Origin of the sequence: Leeuwenhoekiella sp. ZYFB001, from assembly GCF_011784865.1 — a bacterium.
GTDB lineage: Bacteria > Bacteroidota > Bacteroidia > Flavobacteriales > Flavobacteriaceae > Leeuwenhoekiella > Leeuwenhoekiella palythoae.
The window spans coordinates 2,640,674-2,662,536 of the sequence record NZ_CP050460.1 but is presented as its reverse complement, the minus strand read 5'-3'; the positions used below and the strand labels follow the sequence as shown (position 1 = coordinate 2,662,536).

Genomic DNA, 21,863 nt, shown 5'->3' with positions numbered 1-21,863 from the left:
GCTTGATTTTATTAATTCATAATAACAAACATCCCGTCGAAATTCTGAAAGACGGGCAGCCTCTTGATATGTATATTCAAAAACAAGCGGTAAGTGCCGCTTGTTTTCTTTTAGCCGAAAAGTTCCCCGAGGAATTTCTTGTTTGGGCGCATCAGGATTTAAAAGGTAACCTCAACATTGATTTTTTCAAAGCACATTCAAATACTATAGAAATGCTTAGTTACGCAGCCAATAAATCTTTGGTTATTTCGGAAGAAATGGGTTATGTAGATCAAAGTGTGTTTTTCCGAATACAACCCAAAGTAAAATATCCAACCTGGTTGATGAGTGGAACTGCTGGTAGCATAAGCTGTAAAGCCTTTAATCATTTTAGAAGTTTTATTCCGCCGTATGCTAACTTTGATCTGTTCCTTTGTGTATTGGCCAAAGTTGGAATGACAAAGGGTTTGAGGGTTTATAGAGAGCCACGACTTCTTTCATCTTCTGAGAAAAGTGAGATTTCATTTTCAAAGAAAATGAAAGAAACCTATAATGCGATTGCTATATTATTCGGTAAAAAGTGGCTGCTGCTATTTGAATTGCAACGTTTAATGTATAGCAGAAAAATGAATCCAATTCAGCTCGTAAAAACCTATTTGATCAAATCTATTTCCTATGCTGTAATTCCTCATTTAGAAATAGAAGATACCAATCGAAACGAAGCGGAATCTAGGTTAAGCTTTGATATTGTAATCCCTACATTAGGACGAAAAGAGGTTTTAAAGCAAACTTTAGAAGACCTGGCTCATCAATCACATGTACCTGAATGTATAATTATTATTGAACAGAATCCCAATACCGATTCAGTATCAGAGCTTGATTATTTACATGCCGAAAGCTGGCCTTTTGAAATCAAACATACTTTTACCCATCAAACTGGGGCTTGTAACGCTCGTAACTTGGCTCTAGACCAGGTTGAGGCAGACTGGGTTTTCTTGGCTGATGATGATTTGCGTATTCCCAATGATTTTTTACAGAGCGCTAATTCTTTTATACAAAAGGAAAAGCCTCAAGCTTTTACAGTGAGTTGCCTACAGCAAGGAGAGGTTGAGAAGGAGGAAACAGTAATTCAATGGCCTTCTTTTGGTTCTGGCTGCAGTTTTGTTAAAGCTTCGGCTTTAGAAAACATACGTTTTGATTTGGCTTTGGAAAACGGTTTTGGTGAAGATGGCGATTTTGGAATGCAGTTGCGTAAATCTGGCGTTGATATACTTTATACCCCTTTCTTGACACTTTTACATTTAAAGGCTCCTGTGGGAGGTTTTCGAAAGCCAGTTGATAAACCTTGGCATAGTGAGAATCCTTCGCCTAAACCTGCGCCAACAGTTTTAGCATCGATTCTCAAGCACGCAACACCGTCTCAGATAAAGGGATATAAAACTTTATTATTTTTAAAATTCTACCGCTTGCAGCAGATTAAAAATCCATTTTTCTATTTTCGTCAAATGCAGAAACGTTGGAAGATTAGTTTATTTTGGGCACAAAAACTTTTGAATACAAAATGATGTTTTCTCTAATTGTTTGTACCTATCAGCGTGCTGAAGCATTAAACAGGTTGTTAGCTTCAGTTGCCATTCAAACGACATATCCAGATGAGATTTTAATAATCGACGGGTCAAAAGATTTGGAAACTCAGCAAAGTATTTCGTCACAAATTATCGGGAACCTCAAGTATTTCAAGGTTGAAGATAAAGACCGCGGACTTACACGCCAGCGAAACTTTGGTATTGAAAAGTTAAATCCTCAGTCTGAAATCGTGTGTTTTTTAGATGATGATGTGGTTCTTGAACCAGATTATTTTAAAGCAGTCTTGGAAGCGTTTGATTCGAATCCTTATATTGTTGGAGTAGGCGGAGTTGCTACAAACGAAAACCTCTGGAAACCCTCAAGTCGGAAGCATTCAACAGATAAGGTTTATGTTTTTGAAGGTTATGAACGAAATGAATCACAGCGCTTTTATCTTCGGAATAAATTAGGGCTCCAGTCTCAGGAACTTCCGGGAATAATGCCAACTTTTTCACACGGCGGAACCTATGGCTATCCCTTAACCGGAAAAAATTACGAGGTAGATTTACTGATTGGGATGTCCATGAATTTTCATCGCAAGGTAATTGAAGCTGAAAAATTTAGTCTGTATTTTGATGGATACGGACTCTATGAAGATGCAGACTATTGTCTTCGTGCCTTGAAATATGGTAAGAATATCTTGTGTACTTCGGCTCGTTTAGAGCATCATCACGATCCTTCTGGAAGACCGGACCTATATAAATATGGTAAAATGGTGATTCGCAACGGCTGGTATGTCTGGCGCATTAAATATCCCAACCCCAGTTTTAAAGCCCGTTTCAAATGGAATGCCACTGCTTTGCTTCTTACTTTGATCCGGTATAGTAATGTCTTGACAGCTTCTGACAAAAAGGGAGCATTTAATGAAGCAAATGGAAGGGTAGTAGGATGGTGGAGTTTACTTTTTGATAAGCCAAAGCTTCAATGAAATTTGCCGTAATCACCCATATCGAGCATTTTGAGAAAAATGGAATATTGTACTCTTACGGACCCTATGTTCGTGAAATGAATCTGTGGTTCAGCTATGTCGATGAGGTTCAAGTTGTAGGCACGTTTAGTTCAAAAAATCCGGGAAGTATTGATCTGCCTTATAAAGCTAAATATCTGCAATTGATCAAAGTCCCTTCGTTTGATATTACTAGTGTTACTCAGGTTGGTCGGGCAATTTTGGTATTGCCGGGAATTTTGAAGAGAATTTACAAAGTAATGTTGGGTGCAGATCATATACATCTGCGTTGCCCCGGAAATATAGGATTACTTGGTGCTATAGTTCAGGTATTTTTTCCGAAGAAGAAAAAAACAGCAAAGTATGCAGGTAACTGGGATCCTAAAGCGAAGCAACCCTGGAGTTATAAGCTGCAAAAATGGATTCTAAGGAATAGCTTTTTAACCAAGAATATGCAGGTTCTGGTTTATGGAGATTGGTCTGACCAAAGCAAAAATATCAAGCCTTTTTTTACCGCGACCTATACAGAAGCCGATAAGAAAGCGCTTCCACTGCGTAAATACGATTTGCCATTACGTTTTTTATTTGTTGGTGGTTTGGTTCCCGGTAAGCGTCCTTTATATGTTCTGGAGCTTGTAAGCGAACTTATTTCCAAAGGTTTTCCGTCAGAACTTCATTTTTATGGCGATGGACCTCAGAAGGAATTGCTTCTCGAATTTATCACGGAGCATCATCTAGAGAAAAGTGCTTTTCTTCACGGTAATCAATCGGCTGCTGCCGTTGCTGAAGCCTACACGAAAAGTCATTTTTTGATACTTCCTTCTAAAAGCGAAGGCTGGCCAAAAGCCATTGCAGAAGCCATGTGGTGGGGTGCGATTCCTATCGCTACTGCAATTTCCTGTGTGCCGTGGATGCTTGATCACGGTAATCGTGGTATTTTAATCAAGGCCAAGCTTGAATCTGATGCAGCTCAATTAGAAGCATTTTTAAAAGATAAAACGGGTCTGAAAGATATGGCGCAAAAAGCATCTGCCTGGTCACGCAGCTATACTTTAGATTTGTTTGAAGCTGAACTTAAAAAACTCTTGTAAACCGTGCGCATTCTACAATTGATAGATAGTTTGGCTATTGGTGGCGCAGAACGTATGGCGGTTAATTATGCCAATGCATTATACGATCGGGTTGAAGTCTCTGCTCTTTGTTCTACCAGACAAGAAGGGCTTTTAAGGGAGTTGATTAAACCCGAAGTGCCTTATTTGTATTTAGCGCGGATACGCCGCTTAGATGTAGCTGCTGTATTTAGATTAAAGCGTTTCATTAAACAACATCAGATTGAAATCATTCATGCGCACGGAAGCAGCTATTTTATAGCTGCTCTGGTTAAGTTAATGACTCCGGGCCTTAAATTGATTTGGCACGATCATTACGGGAATAGTGAGTTTTTGAAGGATCGGAATACCGGATATCTGAGGGTTTTTAGTACATTATTTGACGCTGTTTTTTCGGTAAATAAGAAACTAGCAATTTGGGCAAAACAAACTTTGAAAGTTAAAAAAACCTTTTACATTAAAAATTTTATTGCTGAAGCTCTGCCTTATGACATCACTAAAAATTTCCAAGGGGTGCGCGGAAAACGCATTGTTTGCTTAGCGAATTTGAGGCCTCAAAAAAACCATCATCTGCTCTTAGATGCTTTTGAAAAGTTACTTGAAACAGATCCCGAGTATACGTTACATTTATTCGGAGAAGCACCTGACACGCTGTATGCAAAATCCATTTTGCAGCGGTTAAAAGAGCATCCATTTAAAAGTTCTGTTTTTTACCATGGGCTTTATTTTAAAATGTCGGCTGTTTTACCACATTTTGATGCTGGAGTATTATCTTCAAATTCGGAAGGTTTGCCTTTGGCGATATTAGAGTATGGACAAGCCGGACTTCCTGTAATCACTACAGACGTTGGACAATGTAAGCAGGTGCTGGACGATGCGGGGATTTGCGTACCGCCAGAAGATACTGAAGCATTTGCTTCGGCTTTACTTTATTTGGAAGAGAATCGTCTAGAAGCACAGCAAAAAGCCAAAATATTTCAAAATAAAGTGCAAGAACAATATGGAGCTCCGTCAATCTTGACTGAAGTACTTTCTATTTATGCTCAAATTATTTAAAAACTATAACAAGCAGTATTTGCAATTAATAGGGCTCCACGTCGCTATTGGTTTTGCCATTTATTTGTTTCGGTTTTTGGGTTTATTTTACTTTTTAGGGGCTATAGTCTTTTTCATTCTATGGATTTTTCAATCTGGAAACAAGCAAAATCAGGCACTTTTAGCTGCAGCTTATATGACTGCTGGAGAGGTGTTTTTCAGGATGACTGGTGGAAGTTTGATTCCTTGGGAAGCGGGTAAATACTCAGTGATCTGCTTTATTTTGATCGGGTTGTTTTTTAGTGGTACTTCAAGGAAATCCGCTCCGTATTGGTTGTATTTATTGTTGTTGATTCCTGGAGTGCTCTATGCCGCTGAAACCCTAAATTTTGATACGAATGTGCGTAAAGCAGTCATTTTCAATTTGAGCGGACCGTTCTGCTTAGGAATTTCGGCGTTGTATTGTTATGATCGCAAAATATCTAAACAACAGTTTCATCATCTTATTTGGGCTTTATTGATGCCGGTTATTGCCCTTGGAGTTTACCTTTTATTTTACACCCCTGATACTCGGGAAGTACTAAATGGTACCAATTCTAATTTTGCGCTTTCCGGTGGATACGGTCCTAATCAAGTGGCTACGGCGCTAGGAATAGGAATGTTTGCTTTGGTGGTTCAGCTTTTTGTGAACAGTAAAAACAAGCTTATCTTTTTTATTAATTTGGGTTTGCTGATGTTTTTGACGTATCGAGGTATCATTACGTTTTCTCGTGGTGGAATTTTTACTGCAGCTTTGATCAGTCTGGCATTTATTGTTATGTATTTTCAGGGAGTTTCCAGTAAGAAACGAAATGCCATCTCTTTTTATTTGGTGATCTTAGGAAGTGCTATTGCAATCACGTGGCTGATTTCCTCGGTGCGCACCATGGGACTTATTGATTTACGCTATGCCAATAAAGATGCAGCAGGCCGAATTAAAGAAGATCTTACTACAGGCCGACAGGAGTTGGTTACCTCTGAACTTACTTTTTTTATGAATAATCCGGTGATGGGTATTGGTGTTGGCAAAACCAAAGAATACCGCGAGGAAAAACTAGATATTCTGGCGGCTTCCCACAATGAGATCAGTAGATTGCTTTCTGAACACGGCGTTTTCGGACTTATAGCACTACTAATTTTACTTGCAGCACCGTTATTTTATCGTATCGGAAATCGGAAAAATTACTTGTTTTATTCCTTTTATGGGTTTTGGTTTTTGACAATCAATCACTCCTCTATGCGGGTTGCAGCACCGGCTTTTCTGTACGCCTTAGTCCTTTTAAATGTAATGCATGAGCCAAAGAATACTGTACCTCGGCAACAAATTAGCCAATAAAGGTTTTACGCCCACCGGAATAGACACACTTGGTCCAAGACTTGAGGCTGAAGGTTTTCTGTTGCGGTATGCAAGTAGTAGGAGAAACAAAGTCTTGCGCTTACTTGCAATGTTTTGGGCGGTTTTCAAAAGTCGAAACTGGGCCGCTTATGTGTTGATCGACACCTATAGCACGCAAAGTTTTTGGTTTGCGTATTGTAGTGGAAGATTATGCTCCTTGTTAGGCTTAACCTACATTCCCATTTTACACGGCGGAAATCTTCCGGAGCGGCTTAAAACGAGTCCGAAAGCTTCTGAAAGTTTATTTAGAAATGCCTATATCAATGTAGCGCCATCAGCTTATTTAATGGACTGTTTCAGTAAAAACGGTTATAAAAAGCTTATCAATATTCCCAATGCGATCGATCTAAATCTGTATCACTTTAAGCAACGAAAAACTATTCAGCCTAAACTATTATGGGTACGCTCTTTTGCTGAAATCTACAATCCGTTGCTTGCTGTACGCTTATTTCATTCTTTACAAATAAAATACCCTACTGCCGAATTGTGTATGGTAGGACCTGATAAAGACGGTTCACTCGAACTTTGTAAAGCCGAAGCCGAACTTTTAGGGATCACTGTGCGCTTTACCGGTAAACTATCTCGGGAGGCTTGGTGTACTTTGGCAGCCGATTACGATCTTTTTATCAATACAACACACTACGACAATACTCCGGTGAGTTTGTTAGAAGCGATGGCACTAGGACTTCCGGTAATTTCTACTAATGTGGGAGGGATTTCGAAACTTATAACTGATGATCAAAATGGTTTGCTGGTTGCCGCTAATGATGCCGCTGCTTTTGTAAGCGCAATAGAGCGGTTGTTACAACATCCAGAATTGGTAGACCATCTTACTACCCGTGCATATCAGACTGTGCAAACTTTTAATTGGGAGGAGGTAAAGCAACAATGGCATAAGCTGTTGTTTTAAAATGCGTTATCTTTGAAAGACCAAACAGCCCCCTTGATGTCTTGGATACCTAATATTCATTTTGAAATTTCAGAGCGCAAGATCCTTTTGCGCATTTTTGATCTGGTCGCTATAACCCTAACTTTAGTTTTGGTGTATAGCCTTTTTCAATTTGACTACCTTAAGATCAGGTACAGTAGGTGGGGTTGGGTGTTTGTACTATGGCTCTATTATACTGTTTTTGCTGCGATTTTTGAGCTTTACGATTTACAAAAAGCAGCTTCCTTTCAGACTACTTTAAAGAATATCCTTTTGACCGTTTCTACAACGGTTTTGTTTTTTATTCTTACTCCATTTGTAACTCCTGTTTTACCGGAAAACAGATTGCAAATCCTACTCTTTTTTGCTTCGATGGTGATAGGTTTACTGGTGTGGCGGTATGCGTATATCAGTTTAGTTTCCGCTCCGCGATTCAATAAGCGTATTTTAGTAGTAGGGAACAGTTTTGATATCAATCTCATTGCTGAAAATCTTCATAAGGCAGATCCCAATTATCGGGTAATCGGTTTTGTAAATACCGATGAAATACAAGCAAAAGATTTTGACCGAAGGTTGAAAGCCATTGAAGTTGCTAACCTGATCAAATCCATTAAAAGATATTCGGTTTCCGAAATTGTTGTGGCAAGCGCTGCGCAAGGTGTAGGGGTTGAGTTGTACAATAAGTTGCTGGTGCTACTTGAGCGTGGTTTTCCTATCCGGGAATACACGCAAGTCTATGAAGAGATCACGCATCGCGTACCCGTACAGCACGTAGAGCGGGATTTTTATAAATATTTTCCGTTTAGCCGCAGTAATAAAAACCGATTTTATCTTTTTATCAGCAGGCTTTTTAATGTGATTTTTGCGCTTTGCGTGATGTTTGTTAGTCTGTTTATTATTCCCTTAGTTTTTATAGGGAATCTTATAGGCAATCGTGGTCCACTTTTCTATACTCAAGAACGTGTAGGCCTTAACGGTAAGCCTTTTCATATTCTAAAATTGCGTACAATGATCATAAATGCTGAGGCGGAAGGAGCCCAATGGGCCAGTAGAACCGACCGCCGCATAACGCCTTTTGGCAAGATCTTACGCAATCTGCGAATTGATGAAATTCCGCAATGCGTGAATATTCTTAAGGGCGAAATGAGTCTTATTGGTCCGCGGCCGGAGCGTCCTGTTTTTGTGAAGGAACTTTCAGAGAAAATTCCTTTTTACCAAATTAGGCATACGGTAAAACCGGGTTTGACCGGTTGGGCTCAGGTGCGCGGCAGATATGCAGAATCAATAGATGATACTTTAGAGAAATTGCAGTATGACCTCTTTTATATCAAACACCGCAATCTCTTTCTTGATTTGAATATTTTGCTGAAAACCATCAGTACAGTTTTATACTATCGCGGTCAATAGCTACACTTGGGTTACTCGACGTTTTCTGAAGAATGAAAGTATTAATAGAAGTAGAACAGGAATAAAAGCGAGTCTGGCAAGATAATCTCCAAAGCGTACATAAAAGGTCAACGTATCGTTGGCATTGAGCGTACCTTTTAAACTTCCACGGAGGCCGTATCCTAATTTTTTGGTCAGTTCGCCTTTTTGATTGATGAACGCTGAAATGCCTGTATTTGCACTGCGGGCAATACTTCTTCGGGTTTCAATGGCACGAAGGCGTGCGTAATTTAAATGTTGTTTGTGGCCTTGAGTATCGCCCCACCAGGCATCGTTAGTAATGATGGCCAAAAATTCTGCTCCCTCCTTAACATAATCGGTAACAAAAGCCCCGTAAACCGATTCATAACAAATCACCGGTCCCAGTTTAGTGTCATTACTTCCCGTAAAAGCAACGCGATTATCTTGTGTTGTTTTCATAGAAACCGTTCCGCCCAGGTCAAGCATAATATCTCCTAAGAGCGGTTTTAAAACGTTTTGATACGGAAAGTTTTCAACGCCAACCACTAATTTACTTTTGTGATAAATCTGAATGCTGTCTTGTTGATTTAGTAAAAAAGCCGAATTGAAAAAATCTGCCCAAATGGGATTTCCTATGCGGTCTTTGCCAACATAATTTGAAGTTGGTAAGGTAGCGGCTTTGTCATTGTACACCTGGTAAAATTGAATTCCGGCTAAGTAATTAAGGTTGGGATAGTCTTCTAAAAATTGCTGTGCTTTTTGCCTTTCTGCACTAAAGGCAAAACTGCGAAGATCAACACCTGCACCTTCCGCAAGAACTGTCTCAGGTGCGATCAAATAATCGGTTGAAGAAGTGAGCGTTTTTGTTGCTTCCTCAAAAAGTAAGTCGGCTATTCGCTCGTTTGTAGTGTTGTATTTTTCGGTATAGGGGTCAATATTGGGTTGCAATAACACCACCTCAATTGGGTTTTCGGTTTCGGTATAATTCAATAAAATTAACTGACTAATCCCTATAGGAATAAGGATCACAGCCGCCGCAATGGCCAGTTTGACGCTCAATATTTTTCGATTTTTACTTTCGGCGTAAGCTAAAATTCCTTTAAAGATCAAAGCATTAACAACCCATACCCAAAGCGTTCCGCCAAAAGTTCCGGTATATTCATACCACTGAATCCATCCTGTAAAGGTCGCAAACGCATTGCCCAAATTCAGCCACGGCCAGGCAAATTCCCAGTTGAGATGCATAAATTCAAAAAGCATCCATAAAGCACCAAGAAAGGTTAAACTTAGGCTGGTTGAAAATCGCTTGCTGATTCGGGAATAGAGCATCCAGACTAAGGTCATAAGTAAGGAATTGGCTAAAACTGCAAACCACATCCCGAATCCCGTGGAGTTATAAAGCCACCAAGTCGTGATGATGTTAAAAATGAAAAAAGCTAAATAGGAAAGACCGAAAAGTTTCAGTCTTGGACGTTTGACGTCAGAAGTGTTCAGATTGCGTGTGGCAAATAATAAGGGTACAAACCCAAAAAATAATAAGAGTGGAAATCCGTAAGTAGGCCAGGCTAGTGCGAGGAGTAAACCGGTAGCGCATGCCAATAAAAGGTTTTTCATAACAGCGTTCTAATGCATAGGCAAGTTAAAGCAACCGCAATTTATAACGTAAATACCAACTCAAAAATATAGACTAACGTTTGTTAAACCTATTTAAAAGCAAGGGAGCACTCTTCTATTTGTGATTAACTTAGAGCAAAAACCAACTATGCGAATTCTTATCACCGGAGCGACGGGATTAATTGGCCAGGCGCTTACTAAACAGTTGCTTCGTGCAAACCACGAAGTCCATTATTTAACTACAAGTCCGGATAAAATTGAATCAAAATCCAATTACAAAGGCTTTTTATGGAATACCGCCAAGGGCGAATTAGATGTAGCCTGTTTAAAAGGTGTAACGACCATCGTGCATTTAGCCGGGGCGAGTATTGCAGAGCGGTGGACCGAAGACTATAAAAAGACCATTTTAGAAAGCCGAACCCAAACAGCTCAATTACTTTTTGATACTTTAAAAAGCACTGAACACGAGGTAAACCATTTTGTTTCGGCTAGTGCCATTGGCGCATATCCTTCTTCAAAAACGCAATTGTACACCGAAGCATTTGAGACGTATAATCCGGGCTTTTTAGGAACGGTGGTAGAAGCCTGGGAAGCTTCAGCAGATCAATTTAAATCTTTAGGGCTTAAGGTTTCTAAAGTTAGGGTTGGAGTCGTATTGGCTGAAAACGGTGGTGCGCTTGAAAAGTTAATTCAGCCTATAAACTATTATGTGGGCAGTCCTTTAGGTGATGGAAAACAGTGGCAATCTTGGATTCATCTAGATGACTTGGCCGGAATATTTAAAACAGTTATTATAAATGCCTATGAAGGAATTTACAATGCGGTAGCACCTGCGCCGGTCACTAATGAAACTTTGACTAAGGAAGCTGCGACCGTTTTAAACAAACCGCTTTTTATGCCTAAGGTTCCTGCATTTATGCTCAAGTTGATCTTAGGAGAAATGGCAGCCATCGTACTAGAAAGTCAGAAAGTAAGTTCGCAAAAAATAGAAAATAAAGGCTACATCTTTAAGTTTACTCAATTGAATAAAGCACTTAAAGATCTTCTTGAAGATTAGAGTACAAGATGTCACGAGAAAATAGAAGACATAAAAAAAACCGGCATTTAGCCGGTTTTTAATTTGTAATAGCGTTACAAATTACATTTGCTGGTTAGCAACAATTGTAAATTCTAACTCAATATCATCGTTGATGAATTTGTCACCTAAGTTATCAAAAACTGATTTAGAACCGTAGTTTACATTCCAATCAGTACGATCAATTGTAAAGGGCTCTGACTTCAACATCATTGTGTTTCCTGATACTTCGTAAGTTACAGGGAACTCAATGTTTTTCTTAGTTTCTTTAAGAGTTAAGTTTCCAGACATCATTTTCTTTCCGTCTTCACCTTCAGTTACACCGGTGATTTCAAAAGCAGCAGTAGGGAATTTTTGAACGTTAAAAAAGTCACCTTCTTTACCTTCAACAGTTCCTTTTAAGTGATCTTCAAGACTTGCTTTCTGATCTCCTTCTAAATCCTGAACAGTGATTGAAGTCATATCAATTAAAAAGCTTCCGCTGATTTGCTCGCCTTCAACACGAACTACACCAGATTCTAAGCCAACTACACCGTCGTGCGTTCCGGTAGGTTTTTCACCTAACCATTTAATTTCTGAAGCTTCTTTGTCTACCATATACTTGGTAGCCTCAGCAGTTGCTTCAACAGCAGCTTCTGCTTCTGCAGCTTCGGTTTCGTTTTTATTGTCGTTCTTACAAGATACTACAGCTGTAAATAGCGCAGCCATAGCAAATAGCGATAAAAATTTGGTTTTCATTATAAATACTTTTTTAGTGTTAATTGAGAGGTCAAAAATAGCAGAAACATTGAAAATTGCTCTTAAATAAACTATAAAATATATCGGTGACATTTTGACATTTTTATAGAATTGGCAGTACTTTTGCCATTTGCAAAGCAAATTTGATATACCATGAGTTCAGAGAATAAAGAAGAAATTCTTCACGAGAACGAAGAGAATAATGCACAGGATGTGCAAGATGCAACGCAGGAAGCTCAAAAAGAGCCTGCAGCTGCAGAAGATATAGCAACAGATGAGGACGAATTGGCAAAATACAAAGCCGATTTAGAAAAGGAAAAAGACAAGTTTCTACGTCTTTTTGCAGAATTTGAGAACTACAAACGTCGCACCAGTAAGGAGCGTGTTGAGCTTTTTAAAACTGCAGGTCAAGAAGTGATGCAGGCCATGTTACCGGTGCTTGATGATTTTGATCGCGCAATGGTGGAAATCGAAAAAGCTAAAGACAAAAACCTTCAGAAAGGAGTTGAGCTGATCAGCAATAAGCTGCGCGAAACGCTCAAGACAAAAGGTCTTAAGCAAATGGAAGTACAAGCTGGAGATGCATTTGATGCAGATGTGCACGAGGCGATCACTCAAATTCCTGCACCGCAGGAAGATCTTAAAGGGAAGATCGTTGATGTGGTAGAGAAAGGCTACGAGCTTGGGGAGCGTATCATACGTTATCCTAAAGTGGTTGTAGGCCAGTAATTGTATATGAATTTTAAAGATTGAAGAAGAGATAGGGATGAAAGAAGATTATTACGACATACTAGGCATAAGCAAGAATGCGACTGCTGCAGAGATTAAAAAAGCGTATCGTAAGAAAGCGATCAAGTATCACCCAGATAAAAATCCGGGAGATTCTGAGGCTGAAGATATGTTTAAAAAAGCAGCAGAGGCCTACGAAGTCTTAGGAGATGAGAACAAGCGTGCGCGCTACGACCAGTATGGTCATCAAGCCTTTGAAGGCGGTGGCTTCGGCGGTGGCGGAGGTATGAATATGGACGATATCTTCAGTCAGTTTGGTGATATTTTCGGGAGTGCTTTTGGCGGCGGAGGCGGCTTTGGTGGCTTCGGCGGTGGCTTTGGTGGTCAGCGTAGAACTAAGGGAAGCAACCTGCGCATTCGCGTGAAGCTAACCCTTGAGGAAATTGCCAACGGTGCCGAAAAGAAAATCAAAGTTAAGCGCAAAAAGCAAGCTAGCGGAACTACTTACAAAACCTGTTCTACGTGTAACGGAACCGGGCAGGTAACACGGGTTACCAATACGATTTTAGGTAGAATGCAAACGGCTTCACCGTGTACGGCCTGTGGTGGTAGCGGTCAGATGATAGATTCTAAACCGAGCGATGCTGATGCACAAGGAATGAAGACCGAAGAAGAAACAGTTTCTATTAAAATTCCTGCCGGAGTAGTAGATGGGATGCAATTGAAAGTTACCGGAAAAGGTAATGAAGCTCCAGGAAACAACGGGATCGCAGGAGATCTTCTTGTGGTTATTGAAGAAGCAGAACACGAGACCTTAAGCCGTGAGGGTGATAACCTGCATTATGATTTGTACATCAGTATTCCAGAAGCTGTATTGGGTACCAGCAAAGAGATTGATACCGTTACCGGAAAAGTGCGCATCAAGATCGAAGAAGGCGCGCAAAGCGGAAAGATATTACGCTTACGCGGAAAAGGTATTCCTTCAATTAACGGTTATGGTAAAGGAGATTTACTGGTACACGTAAATGTGTGGACACCAAAAAACCTTAAGAAAGAACAACGTGAATTTTTTGAAAATATGTTAGACGATGAGCACTTCTCACCGCAGCCACAACAGGAGGACAAATCCTTCTTTGAAAAGGTAAAAGACATGTTTTCTTAAATTTTAAGATGTTATTAAGAAAAAAGTGTATATTTGAATATCACTAATCACTAGTTAGTGATATTTTTCTTTTTCATAGCAATTTTTTTCCCATCCTTGATTCACATTAAGGGTGGGTTTTTGTTTTAGGGGCTTGATATACCGATTTTTGATACTAAATAATTCTTAACTGACCTTTGAGGTCTATGGTTTTCAATATCTTTAGCCTTTATTGGCACAGCCAAAGGGTGTAGTGCCCCATCCCGATAGCTATCAGGATGATACGAAATTAAAATTTGTTCGCAACGAATGCCTTATGGGCTTGCCCCGAGGTAGTTTACTACAAACTTCTATGACAGACCTTTTAGTCGCTGACCATATTCATAAAAAATACGGGAAATATACCGCTCTGAACGATCTTTCTATCCAAGTTCCTAAAGGAAGTGTTTTTGGTCTTTTAGGGCCTAATGGAGCCGGTAAGACGACACTTATACGCATCATTAACCAAATTACCATGCCAGATACCGGGAAAGTATATCTGGATGGGGAAGCGCTTGATCAAAAGCATATTATCAATATTGGGTATATGCCAGAAGAGCGTGGGTTGTATAAATCCATGAAGGTTGGTGAGCAGGTTATTTACTTGGCGCGACTTAAAGGGCTAACCAAAGCCGAAGCTAAAGAGCGCAGTAAATATTGGTTTGAACGCTTGGGAATGACGGACTGGTGGAACAAAAAAATTCAGGAGCTTTCTAAAGGGCAGGCGCAAAAGGTGCAGTTTATTGTTACGGTATTGCACCAACCTAAACTGCTCATTTTTGATGAACCTTTTAGTGGTTTTGATCCTATCAACGCGACTTTGATCAAAGACGAAATTCTAAAATTACGCGACGACGGGGCAACGATTTTATTTTCTACCCACCGTATGGAATCTGTTGAGCAAATGTGCGATCATATCGCATTGATGCATAAAAGTAATAAAGTGCTAGACGGGCGCCTTTCTGATATAAAAAGAGCGTATCGCACCAATACGTTTGAGGTAGGAATTCAGACCGCAGATGACAGTGTGCAAAGTCTTGAAGTGCTCAAAAAAAATGTGCTTGAGAGTGCGCACGATGATTGGCAACTGCAACCTGCAAGTTTTAAAACCATCAACGAACACGACTTAAAACTTCAGGTTAAAATTCCGGAAGGTTTAAGTCCGAATGATCTTTTAGGTTTTCTGGCCAATAAAGGAACGATCAACCATTTTGTTGAGGTGGTTCCGACAGCAAATGATATTTTCATCCAAACGATAAATGCAAATTAATGGGTTCTTTAGCATTAATAATCAAGAGAGAATATAAAGCCCGCGTAAGCAATCGCTCGTTCATTATCATGACTTTTTTGAGTCCGTTGATTGTCGTTGGGATGATTATGTTGATCACGTATCTAACGCAACTCAATCAGGCAGGAAAACAAACCATTGTGGTTGTAGATGAAAGCGGACTTTTCTATAAAGATTTTGAAAGCACCGCAGAAATTGATTATCTCGATCTGTCGCCGCAAGGTTTGGATACCGCTAAAGATCTGGTGGAAGAACAAAATTATTTCGGCCTTTTGTACATTCCAGAAAATGTAAAGAAGAATACTTCTGGCGTACGTTTTTATGGTAATGAAGCACCGGGAATTTCAACTATTGAAAGTATAGAAGAGCAAATCGAAACTAAACTCACTAACGAAAAACTCCTAGATCGTGGCGTAGATCTTGACTTGATCGACGCCTCAGAAACCTTAGTGTCTATTACTATTGAAGATTTTTCAGGCGAGCGCACTTCAAAAATATCAAATTGGATCAAAGCCGGTTTTGGTGGTGGAGCAGGGTATTTGCTAATGATGTTTATCATCATTTATGGCAATATGGTGATGCGCTCGGTGATCGAAGAAAAAACAAACAGGATTATTGAAGTAATCATTTCTTCGGTAAAACCTTTTAAACTGATGATGGGTAAGATAATGGGTACTACGCTGGCAGGGATTACACAGTTTATGATCTGGTTGCTTATAGGTGGCGGATTGCTCACCTTTTTAACGCTTTTCTTAGGCTTAGATGCCAATACTCCTAATGCAGCGATGGGCGGAATGGCTACAACAGATCTAGATAAAATTGAATTGATTTTGCTAGATGTGCTCAATCTGCCGTTATTGAAACTTGCGTGTTTTTTCCTTATTTATTTTATAGGAGGTTACTTTTTATATAGTTCTATTTACGCGGCAATTGGGGCAGCTGTTGATAGTGAGACCGATACCCAGCAGTTTATGTTGCCTATTATAATGCCGCTGATGCTGGCGATTTACGTAGGCTTTTTTGCTGTGATCGAAAATCCTGACGGTTCTATAGCAACAATTTTCTCGATGATTCCGTTAACGTCGCCTATTGTGATGTTAATGCGTATTCCATTTGGAGTGCCGTGGTGGCAGCTGGCGCTTTCCGTAGGGATATTGATCGCAACTTTTATATTTACCGTTTGGTTTGGTTCAAAGATATACCGTGTAGGGATTCTTATGTATGGTAAGAAACCCACATATAAAGAAATTTTAAAGTGGATTAAGTACTAAAATGATTCAGGAAGAGGTAAAAGAAACGGTAAAGGAAGGCGCTGAAAAAGTAAAGGACGTCATTGAAGAAAATGTGTGGGGAACCATACAAGATTTTCTCAACTTGGGTATCCATTTTAAGACCGGAAACACGCCTATAGATTTTACAGTTGGTCATTTGCTGCTGGTAATTCTCGCATTTATTGTGGCCACCGCCGCTTTGCGCTTGATACGTAGTTTTATCACGCGGAATATGGACCTGGAGAATGAGCTCAAGTTTAAAAGCATTTTCAAGTTCATCAGGTATATTGTTTATGTCATTGTTGTGGTGATCACCTTAAGCGCTTCGGGAATTGACGTTACGGTATTGCTTACAGCTTCCGCAGCTTTATTTGTAGGTTTAGGTCTTGCGCTACAAGATTTGTTTACAGACATCATTGGGGGTATTTTTATAATGGTCGATAAGTCGCTCTCGGTAGGAGATGTGATCGAGATCGACGGAAAAGTAGGCCGTGTTTTTGAAATTAAGTTGCGTACTACCCGAGCTTTAACCCGAGATGATAAAGTGATCATTATACCCAATCATCACTTTATTAATGAGATCGTTTTCAATTATACCCAAAACCATAAAACCACAAGAGAAACAGTTAAAGTAGGCGTGGCCTACGGAAGCGATACCCAGCTTGTGCGTAAAATATTATTAGACTGTGCCGGCAAACAGAATGGGGTGCTTAAAAACCCAAAACCAACTGTGCTTTTTGAAGAGTTTGGCGATTCTTCGTTGAATTTTGGAGTGTTCTTCTTTATCAATGACAGTTTTTCAGACCCGCGGATTAAGAGTGAAATCCGTTTTAGGATTGATGAAGAATTCAGAAAGAACAACATTACGATTCCGTTTCCGCAGCGCGATGTTCATTTTTACCCAGCCGAAAACCAATAAGAAGCCTTTTTATGACAAAATATATTCTAGTACCTGTAATGCTTGTTGCGATGTTTACGATGCGATCGCAAACCACAGATATTGCCAGGGTAGAATATATGCATATTCCGTTTAGTAATTCGAACAATTCGGTTGGTCGGTTTAGGGCTTTGTTGCAAGTACCGATTCCGTTAGATAAAGAGCTTAATAACATTCTGGTAGCCGGTTTTGAATATCGAAACACCCATATTGATATTAAAGATGCGGTTCCTGATGGTTTCAATGTGCAAGATGTGAGCACACTGCACCGTATTTCGGCGTATGCAGGTTATGTATGGCGGTTTAAAGAACATTGGGTATTCGGCGTAAAAGCCGGTGCACGTATTAACTCTAATATCGCCGGGACTTTAGTGCCTGATGATTGGATCTATACAGCTTCGATTTATGCAATTAACGATATGAAGAAAAATTCACCCACAAAACCCTACCGCTGGATTTTTGGATTGGACTATTCTTCAACGCCGGGGCGTAATTTTCCGCTTCCGCTAGTCAATTATTACAGAGAATTTCACCCTAACTGGACATACACTTTGGGTGTGCCTAAGACTAATGTGCGGCATTATTTAAATGACTCACATAAAGATGCATTGCAAGCTTTTGTGTCCCTAGATAACTTTTTCGCCAATATTCAGAACAATATGATCATTGATGGTCGTACCGCCGAAAACATTTCAATGACTATCATTATGGGCGGGTTAGGCTACGAGCACTATTTTACAGAGCATTTGCTATATTACGCTTACGCCACGCACTCGATCAGCAATGATTTTAGGTTGCGCAATAATGACCGGGACGATATTTACACGATTAATAGTGACAATACGTTTTATTTTAGAACCGGTGTGAAATTTAAATTTTAAGCATGTCAAAAATTTTAATCATAGAAGATGAAGCCGCAATACGACGCGTGCTTACCAAAATCTTAACCGAAGAAAATAAAGCCTATCAGGTTGAAGAGGCCGAAGACGGTCTCGCCGGAATGGAAAAGATAAAAGATCAGGATTATGATCTGGTGCTTTGCGACATCAAAATGCCTAAAATGGATGGTGTTGAGGTGCTTGAAGCCACAAAAAAAATAAAGCCCGAAATCCCAATGGTGATGATTTCCGGGCACGGTGACCTGGATACTGCGGTGAATACGATGCGTTTGGGAGCCTTTGATTACATCTCAAAACCACCGGATTTAAACAGGTTACTAAATACTGTGCGCAATGCTTTAGATCGAAAAAATCTTGTGGTTGAAAATACGCGTCTAAAGAAAAAAGTAAGCAAGCAATACGAGATGATCGGCGAGAGTGAACCTATTGCTAAGATCAAAGATATAATTGAAAAAGTAGCGCCTACCGAAGCACGCGTTTTGATCACCGGCCCCAACGGTACCGGGAAAGAACTCGTTGCACACTGGCTACACGAAAAAAGTGACCGCGCAAAGGGACCTATGGTTGAGGTCAACTGTGCAGCGATTCCGTCGGAGTTGATCGAGAGCGAACTTTTTGGTCACGTGAAAGGTGCGTTTACCTCGGCAAATAAAGATCGCGCCGGAAAGTTTGAAGCCGCAAACGGCGGAACAATCTTCCTTGACGAAATTGGAGATATGAGTCTTTCGGCGCAGGCTAAGGTGTTGCGCGCTTTGCAAGAAAGCAGAGTGTCTCGCGTGGGTAGCGATAAAGATATTAAAGTTGATGTGCGGGTACTCGCAGCAACTAATAAAGATCTTAAAAAGGAGATCGCAGACGGAAAATTCAGAGAAGATCTCTATCACCGTCTTGCAGTGATTTTAATTCCGGTACCACCACTTAATGATCGAAGAGATGATATACCACTTTTGGTAAGTCATTTTGCAAATAAAGTTGCCGGTGAGCAAGGGACCGCAGTTAAGAATTTTACAGGTAAGGCGGTAGAAAAACTACAGGAATATGATTGGACGGGTAACATACGCGAACTGCGTAATGTAGTAGAGCGTCTAATAATATTAGGAGGCAGCGAAGTCTCTGAAGAAGATGTACAACTCTTTGCCAGCAAATAAAAAGTAATACCAATACCATCGTTTATGAAAGCTTCAGACTATCAAATCACCGCACCCATTAAACTAGCCGATCGTAAAACCCACGAGGATTTTGGTAAAACCAAAGAACTCGAGCAGGAGTTGGATGCGGTAAGTAAGAAGATTGCAGCTATTCAAAATGCGATGTACGCCCACGGAAAATATGCTGCGCTGATCTGCATTCAAGGGATGGATACAGCCGGAAAAGATAGTTTGATTCGCGAGGTTTTTAAAAATTTTAATGCTCGCGGGGTGGTCGTGCATAGTTTTAAAACACCGACTTCTCTAGAATTGGGTCACGATTATTTGTGGCGTCATTACATCGCATTACCGGCCAGAGGTAAGGTGGGCGTTTTTAATAGAACGCATTACGAGAATGTTTTGGTTACGCGCGTGCATCCGGAATATATTTTAAATGAAAACATTCCCGGGATCAATGATGTTTCAGATATTGATGAAGCTTTTTGGGAGAAGCGTTTTGAGCAGATCAATAATTTTGAAAAGCATATCGCTGATAATGGAACAATCATTTTTAAATTTTTTCTACATCTCTCTAAAGAAGAGCAAAAGCATCGGTTGTTGCGTCGCTTAAATAAACCGAACAAAAACTGGAAGTTTTCCGCGGGAGACCTCAAAGAGCGCGCATTGTGGGATGAATACCAGCAGTGTTATGAAGATGCGATCAACAAAACGTCTAAATTTCATGCACCTTGGTATGTTATTCCGGCAGATGACAAACCTACCGCACGCCTGATCTTAGCCAATATTCTCTTAGAAAAGCTTTCCTCGTATAAAGACATTAAAGAGCCTGAACTTGATGAGAAAACAAAAAGTAATATTGACGCTTACCGCAAACAGTTGGAATCAGAATAATGGCTGAGAACTTTTAAATATCAACTCCATATTTAATAGAACTCTCAAAAATCGTCACGGAAGGGGCGATTTTTCTGTTTAATCGCATAAATACCGCGAGAGAATATTATTTTTAGGACTCATCTAAAAACACAAATAATTTTGAAAAGAATTTTCCTCTTTGTCATGTTGTTTGCAGGGTTTCATTTGGTTTCTGCACAAACAACTAAAGACTCTTTGCAACTGCGCAATTTTTATGATTTATCGCTTTTAGACGGCAACAGTTATGAGTGGCTTGACGAATTATCTAATGATATCGGAGCACGTCTAAGCGGAAGTGCCGGCGCTGAAAAAGCCGTGCAATGGGCAAAAAAAGAACTTGAATCTATCGGACTTGATAAAGTATGGTTACAGCCGGTAATGGTCCCTAAATGGGAACGAGGCGCACCAGAAAAAGCACACATCAAAGGGCCAGATGGTAGTATCGATGTGCCCGTTTGTGCTTTGGGAGGCTCCATCGCTACGACTGCTGACGGCATCACCGCTGAGGTTGTTGAAGTTCAAGGGATAGAGGATTTGGCAAAATTTGGCGAAGCCCAACTAAAAGGTAAGATCGTTTTTTATAACCGTCCTATGCAGGCCGATCTGATCCAGACGTTTTCTGCTTACGGCGGTTGTGTAGATCAGCGTTATTCTGGAGCGCGAGAAGCGGCAAAGTACGGTGCCGTGGGAGTTATTGTACGCTCCATGAATTTAAGAATGGACGATCTTCCGCATACCGGTTCTATGTCTTATGGCGACTTGCCTAACGATAAGCGTATTCCGGCAGCAGCGATTAGTACCAATGGGGCGGCGCTGTTGAGTAAACTGCTTAAAAAAGACAAGAACACGCAATTTTATCTAAAAATGAATTGCAAAAATTATGAAGAAGATGTGCCTTCGTTTAATGTGATTGGTGAAATCACCGGAAGTGAAAAGCCTAATGAATTTATGGTTGTTGGTGGTCATTTAGACTCTTGGGATCTAGGTGACGGAAGCCACGATGATGGTGCCGGTGTAGTACAAAGTATGGAAGTATTGCGTTTGATGAAAGCTGCAAATTACCAACCGAAGCACAGCATACGCGTCGTTCTTTTTATGAATGAAGAAAACGGGTTACGCGGTGGTACTGAATATGCAAAAGTGGCGAAGCAAGAAGGCGAGAAGCACGTTTTTGCTTTAGAAAGTGATGCAGGCGGTTTTACACCGCGCGGATTCTCATTTGATGCTGATAAGGCCAATTTTGAGCAGGTTCAAAGTTGGATTCCGTTATTTAAACCGTATTTGATTCACTTTTTTGAATTAGGCGGAAGCGGGGCAGATGTTGGTCCGCTTAAAGAAGAAGGAACTGTTCTGGCAGGATTACGTCCTGATTCGCAGCGTTATTTTGATCATCATCACGCTTCTAACGATACTTTTGATGCGGTAAACAAACGAGAATTAGAATTGGGTGCAGCGACGATGACCAGTCTGGTTTATCTTTTTGATAACCACGGTGTGATTCCTCCTATAACTAATGAGAAGCCGCTTAAAGACTAAGATTGTTGTTAAACTTCTACTAAGTAAAGACCTCGTTTTCACGAGGTCTTTTAATTTTATAGCAAACCAAA

19 protein-coding genes are annotated in these 21,863 nt (G+C 40.2%); 17 read left to right on the top strand and 2 right to left on the bottom strand.

Annotated features, from left to right (window positions below):
- Nucleotides 1-2: 2 nt before the first annotated feature.
- Genes HCN54_RS11440 through HCN54_RS11410 form a run of 7 tightly spaced genes read left to right on the top strand, consistent with a single transcriptional unit; the run spans nucleotide 3 to nucleotide 8,465 of the window.
- Nucleotides 3-1,544: a glycosyltransferase family 2 protein gene (locus HCN54_RS11440; protein ID WP_167597893.1), complete on the top strand. Its 1,542-nt coding sequence runs from the start codon at nucleotides 3-5 to the stop codon at nucleotides 1,542-1,544.
- Nucleotides 1,541-2,533, top strand: a complete 993-nt coding sequence (locus HCN54_RS11435; protein ID WP_167597892.1) for a glycosyltransferase family 2 protein — start codon at nucleotides 1,541-1,543, stop codon at nucleotides 2,531-2,533. The genes HCN54_RS11440 and HCN54_RS11435 overlap by 4 nt, the downstream gene beginning before the upstream one ends.
- A complete protein-coding gene (locus tag HCN54_RS11430) occupies nucleotides 2,530-3,642 on the top strand; it encodes a glycosyltransferase family 4 protein (RefSeq protein ID WP_167597891.1) in 1,113 nt (370 codons plus the stop codon). Before HCN54_RS11435 ends, HCN54_RS11430 begins: the two co-directional genes overlap by 4 nt.
- A 3-nt stretch (nucleotides 3,643-3,645) precedes the next feature.
- Nucleotides 3,646-4,716, top strand: a complete 1,071-nt coding sequence (locus HCN54_RS11425; protein ID WP_167597890.1) for a glycosyltransferase — start codon at nucleotides 3,646-3,648, stop codon at nucleotides 4,714-4,716.
- On the top strand, nucleotides 4,700-6,070 hold the full coding sequence (locus tag HCN54_RS11420) for an O-antigen ligase family protein (RefSeq protein WP_167597889.1): 1,371 nt from the start codon (nucleotides 4,700-4,702) through the stop codon (nucleotides 6,068-6,070). The genes HCN54_RS11425 and HCN54_RS11420 overlap by 17 nt, the downstream gene beginning before the upstream one ends.
- A complete protein-coding gene (locus tag HCN54_RS11415; RefSeq protein ID WP_167597888.1) occupies nucleotides 6,027-7,040 on the top strand; it encodes a glycosyltransferase family 4 protein in 1,014 nt (337 codons plus the stop codon). The genes HCN54_RS11420 and HCN54_RS11415 overlap by 44 nt, the downstream gene beginning before the upstream one ends.
- Nucleotides 7,041-7,076: 36 nt before the next feature.
- A complete protein-coding gene (locus HCN54_RS11410; protein ID WP_167597887.1) occupies nucleotides 7,077-8,465 on the top strand; it encodes an exopolysaccharide biosynthesis polyprenyl glycosylphosphotransferase in 1,389 nt (462 codons plus the stop codon).
- Here HCN54_RS11410 and lnt read toward each other — a convergent pair whose 3' ends face one another.
- A complete protein-coding gene (lnt, locus tag HCN54_RS11405; protein WP_167597886.1) occupies nucleotides 8,466-10,079 on the bottom strand; it encodes an apolipoprotein N-acyltransferase in 1,614 nt (537 codons plus the stop codon).
- A 148-nt stretch (nucleotides 10,080-10,227) separates the two neighbouring features.
- Here lnt and HCN54_RS11400 point away from each other — a divergent pair, with 148 nt between their 5' ends.
- Nucleotides 10,228-11,136, top strand: coding sequence for a TIGR01777 family oxidoreductase (locus HCN54_RS11400; protein ID WP_167597885.1), 909 nt, complete (start codon nucleotides 10,228-10,230; stop codon nucleotides 11,134-11,136).
- Nucleotides 11,137-11,217: 81 nt separating this feature from the next.
- Here HCN54_RS11400 and HCN54_RS11395 read toward each other — a convergent pair whose 3' ends face one another.
- Entirely contained in the window at nucleotides 11,218-11,892 is a 675-nt protein-coding gene (locus HCN54_RS11395) for a YceI family protein (protein WP_167597884.1), read from the bottom strand.
- 153 nt (nucleotides 11,893-12,045) lie between these two features.
- On the opposite strand from HCN54_RS11395, the gene HCN54_RS11390 reads away from it, so the two are divergent.
- The 9 genes from HCN54_RS11390 (at nucleotide 12,046) to HCN54_RS11350 (ending at nucleotide 21,792) form a co-directional block, all read left to right on the top strand.
- Complete coding sequence (locus tag HCN54_RS11390) at nucleotides 12,046-12,621, top strand: nucleotide exchange factor GrpE (protein WP_167597883.1); 576 nt, start codon at nucleotides 12,046-12,048, stop codon at nucleotides 12,619-12,621.
- A gap of 37 nt (nucleotides 12,622-12,658) precedes the next feature.
- Nucleotides 12,659-13,783 (top strand): molecular chaperone DnaJ, encoded by a 1,125-nt coding sequence (gene dnaJ, locus HCN54_RS11385; RefSeq protein WP_009781235.1) that lies wholly within the window; start codon nucleotides 12,659-12,661, stop codon nucleotides 13,781-13,783.
- 331 nt (nucleotides 13,784-14,114) lie between these two features.
- A complete protein-coding gene (locus HCN54_RS11380; protein WP_072983894.1) occupies nucleotides 14,115-15,071 on the top strand; it encodes an ABC transporter ATP-binding protein in 957 nt (318 codons plus the stop codon).
- Nucleotides 15,071-16,360, top strand: a complete 1,290-nt coding sequence (locus HCN54_RS11375; RefSeq protein ID WP_072983677.1) for an ABC transporter permease — start codon at nucleotides 15,071-15,073, stop codon at nucleotides 16,358-16,360. Before HCN54_RS11380 ends, HCN54_RS11375 begins: the two co-directional genes overlap by 1 nt.
- Before the next feature lies 1 nt (nucleotide 16,361).
- Nucleotides 16,362-17,279 carry a mechanosensitive ion channel family protein gene (locus tag HCN54_RS11370; RefSeq protein ID WP_167597882.1) on the top strand — a complete coding sequence of 306 codons (918 nt, stop codon included), beginning with the start codon at nucleotides 16,362-16,364 and terminating at the stop codon, nucleotides 17,277-17,279.
- Between the two features lie 11 nt (nucleotides 17,280-17,290).
- Nucleotides 17,291-18,178 carry a hypothetical protein gene (locus HCN54_RS11365; protein ID WP_072983682.1) on the top strand — a complete coding sequence of 296 codons (888 nt, stop codon included), beginning with the start codon at nucleotides 17,291-17,293 and terminating at the stop codon, nucleotides 18,176-18,178.
- 2 nt (nucleotides 18,179-18,180) lie between these two features.
- Nucleotides 18,181-19,344, top strand: coding sequence for a sigma-54-dependent transcriptional regulator (locus tag HCN54_RS11360; RefSeq protein ID WP_167597881.1), 1,164 nt, complete (start codon nucleotides 18,181-18,183; stop codon nucleotides 19,342-19,344).
- 24 nt (nucleotides 19,345-19,368) lie between these two features.
- The gene (locus HCN54_RS11355) at nucleotides 19,369-20,235 is read left to right on the top strand and encodes a PPK2 family polyphosphate kinase (RefSeq protein ID WP_167597880.1); all 867 of its coding nucleotides are present in this window, start codon (nucleotides 19,369-19,371) and stop codon (nucleotides 20,233-20,235) included.
- 165 nt (nucleotides 20,236-20,400) lie between these two features.
- Nucleotides 20,401-21,792 (top strand): M20/M25/M40 family metallo-hydrolase, encoded by a 1,392-nt coding sequence (locus tag HCN54_RS11350; protein WP_167598898.1) that lies wholly within the window; start codon nucleotides 20,401-20,403, stop codon nucleotides 21,790-21,792.
- Nucleotides 21,793-21,863: the final 71 nt, after the last annotated feature.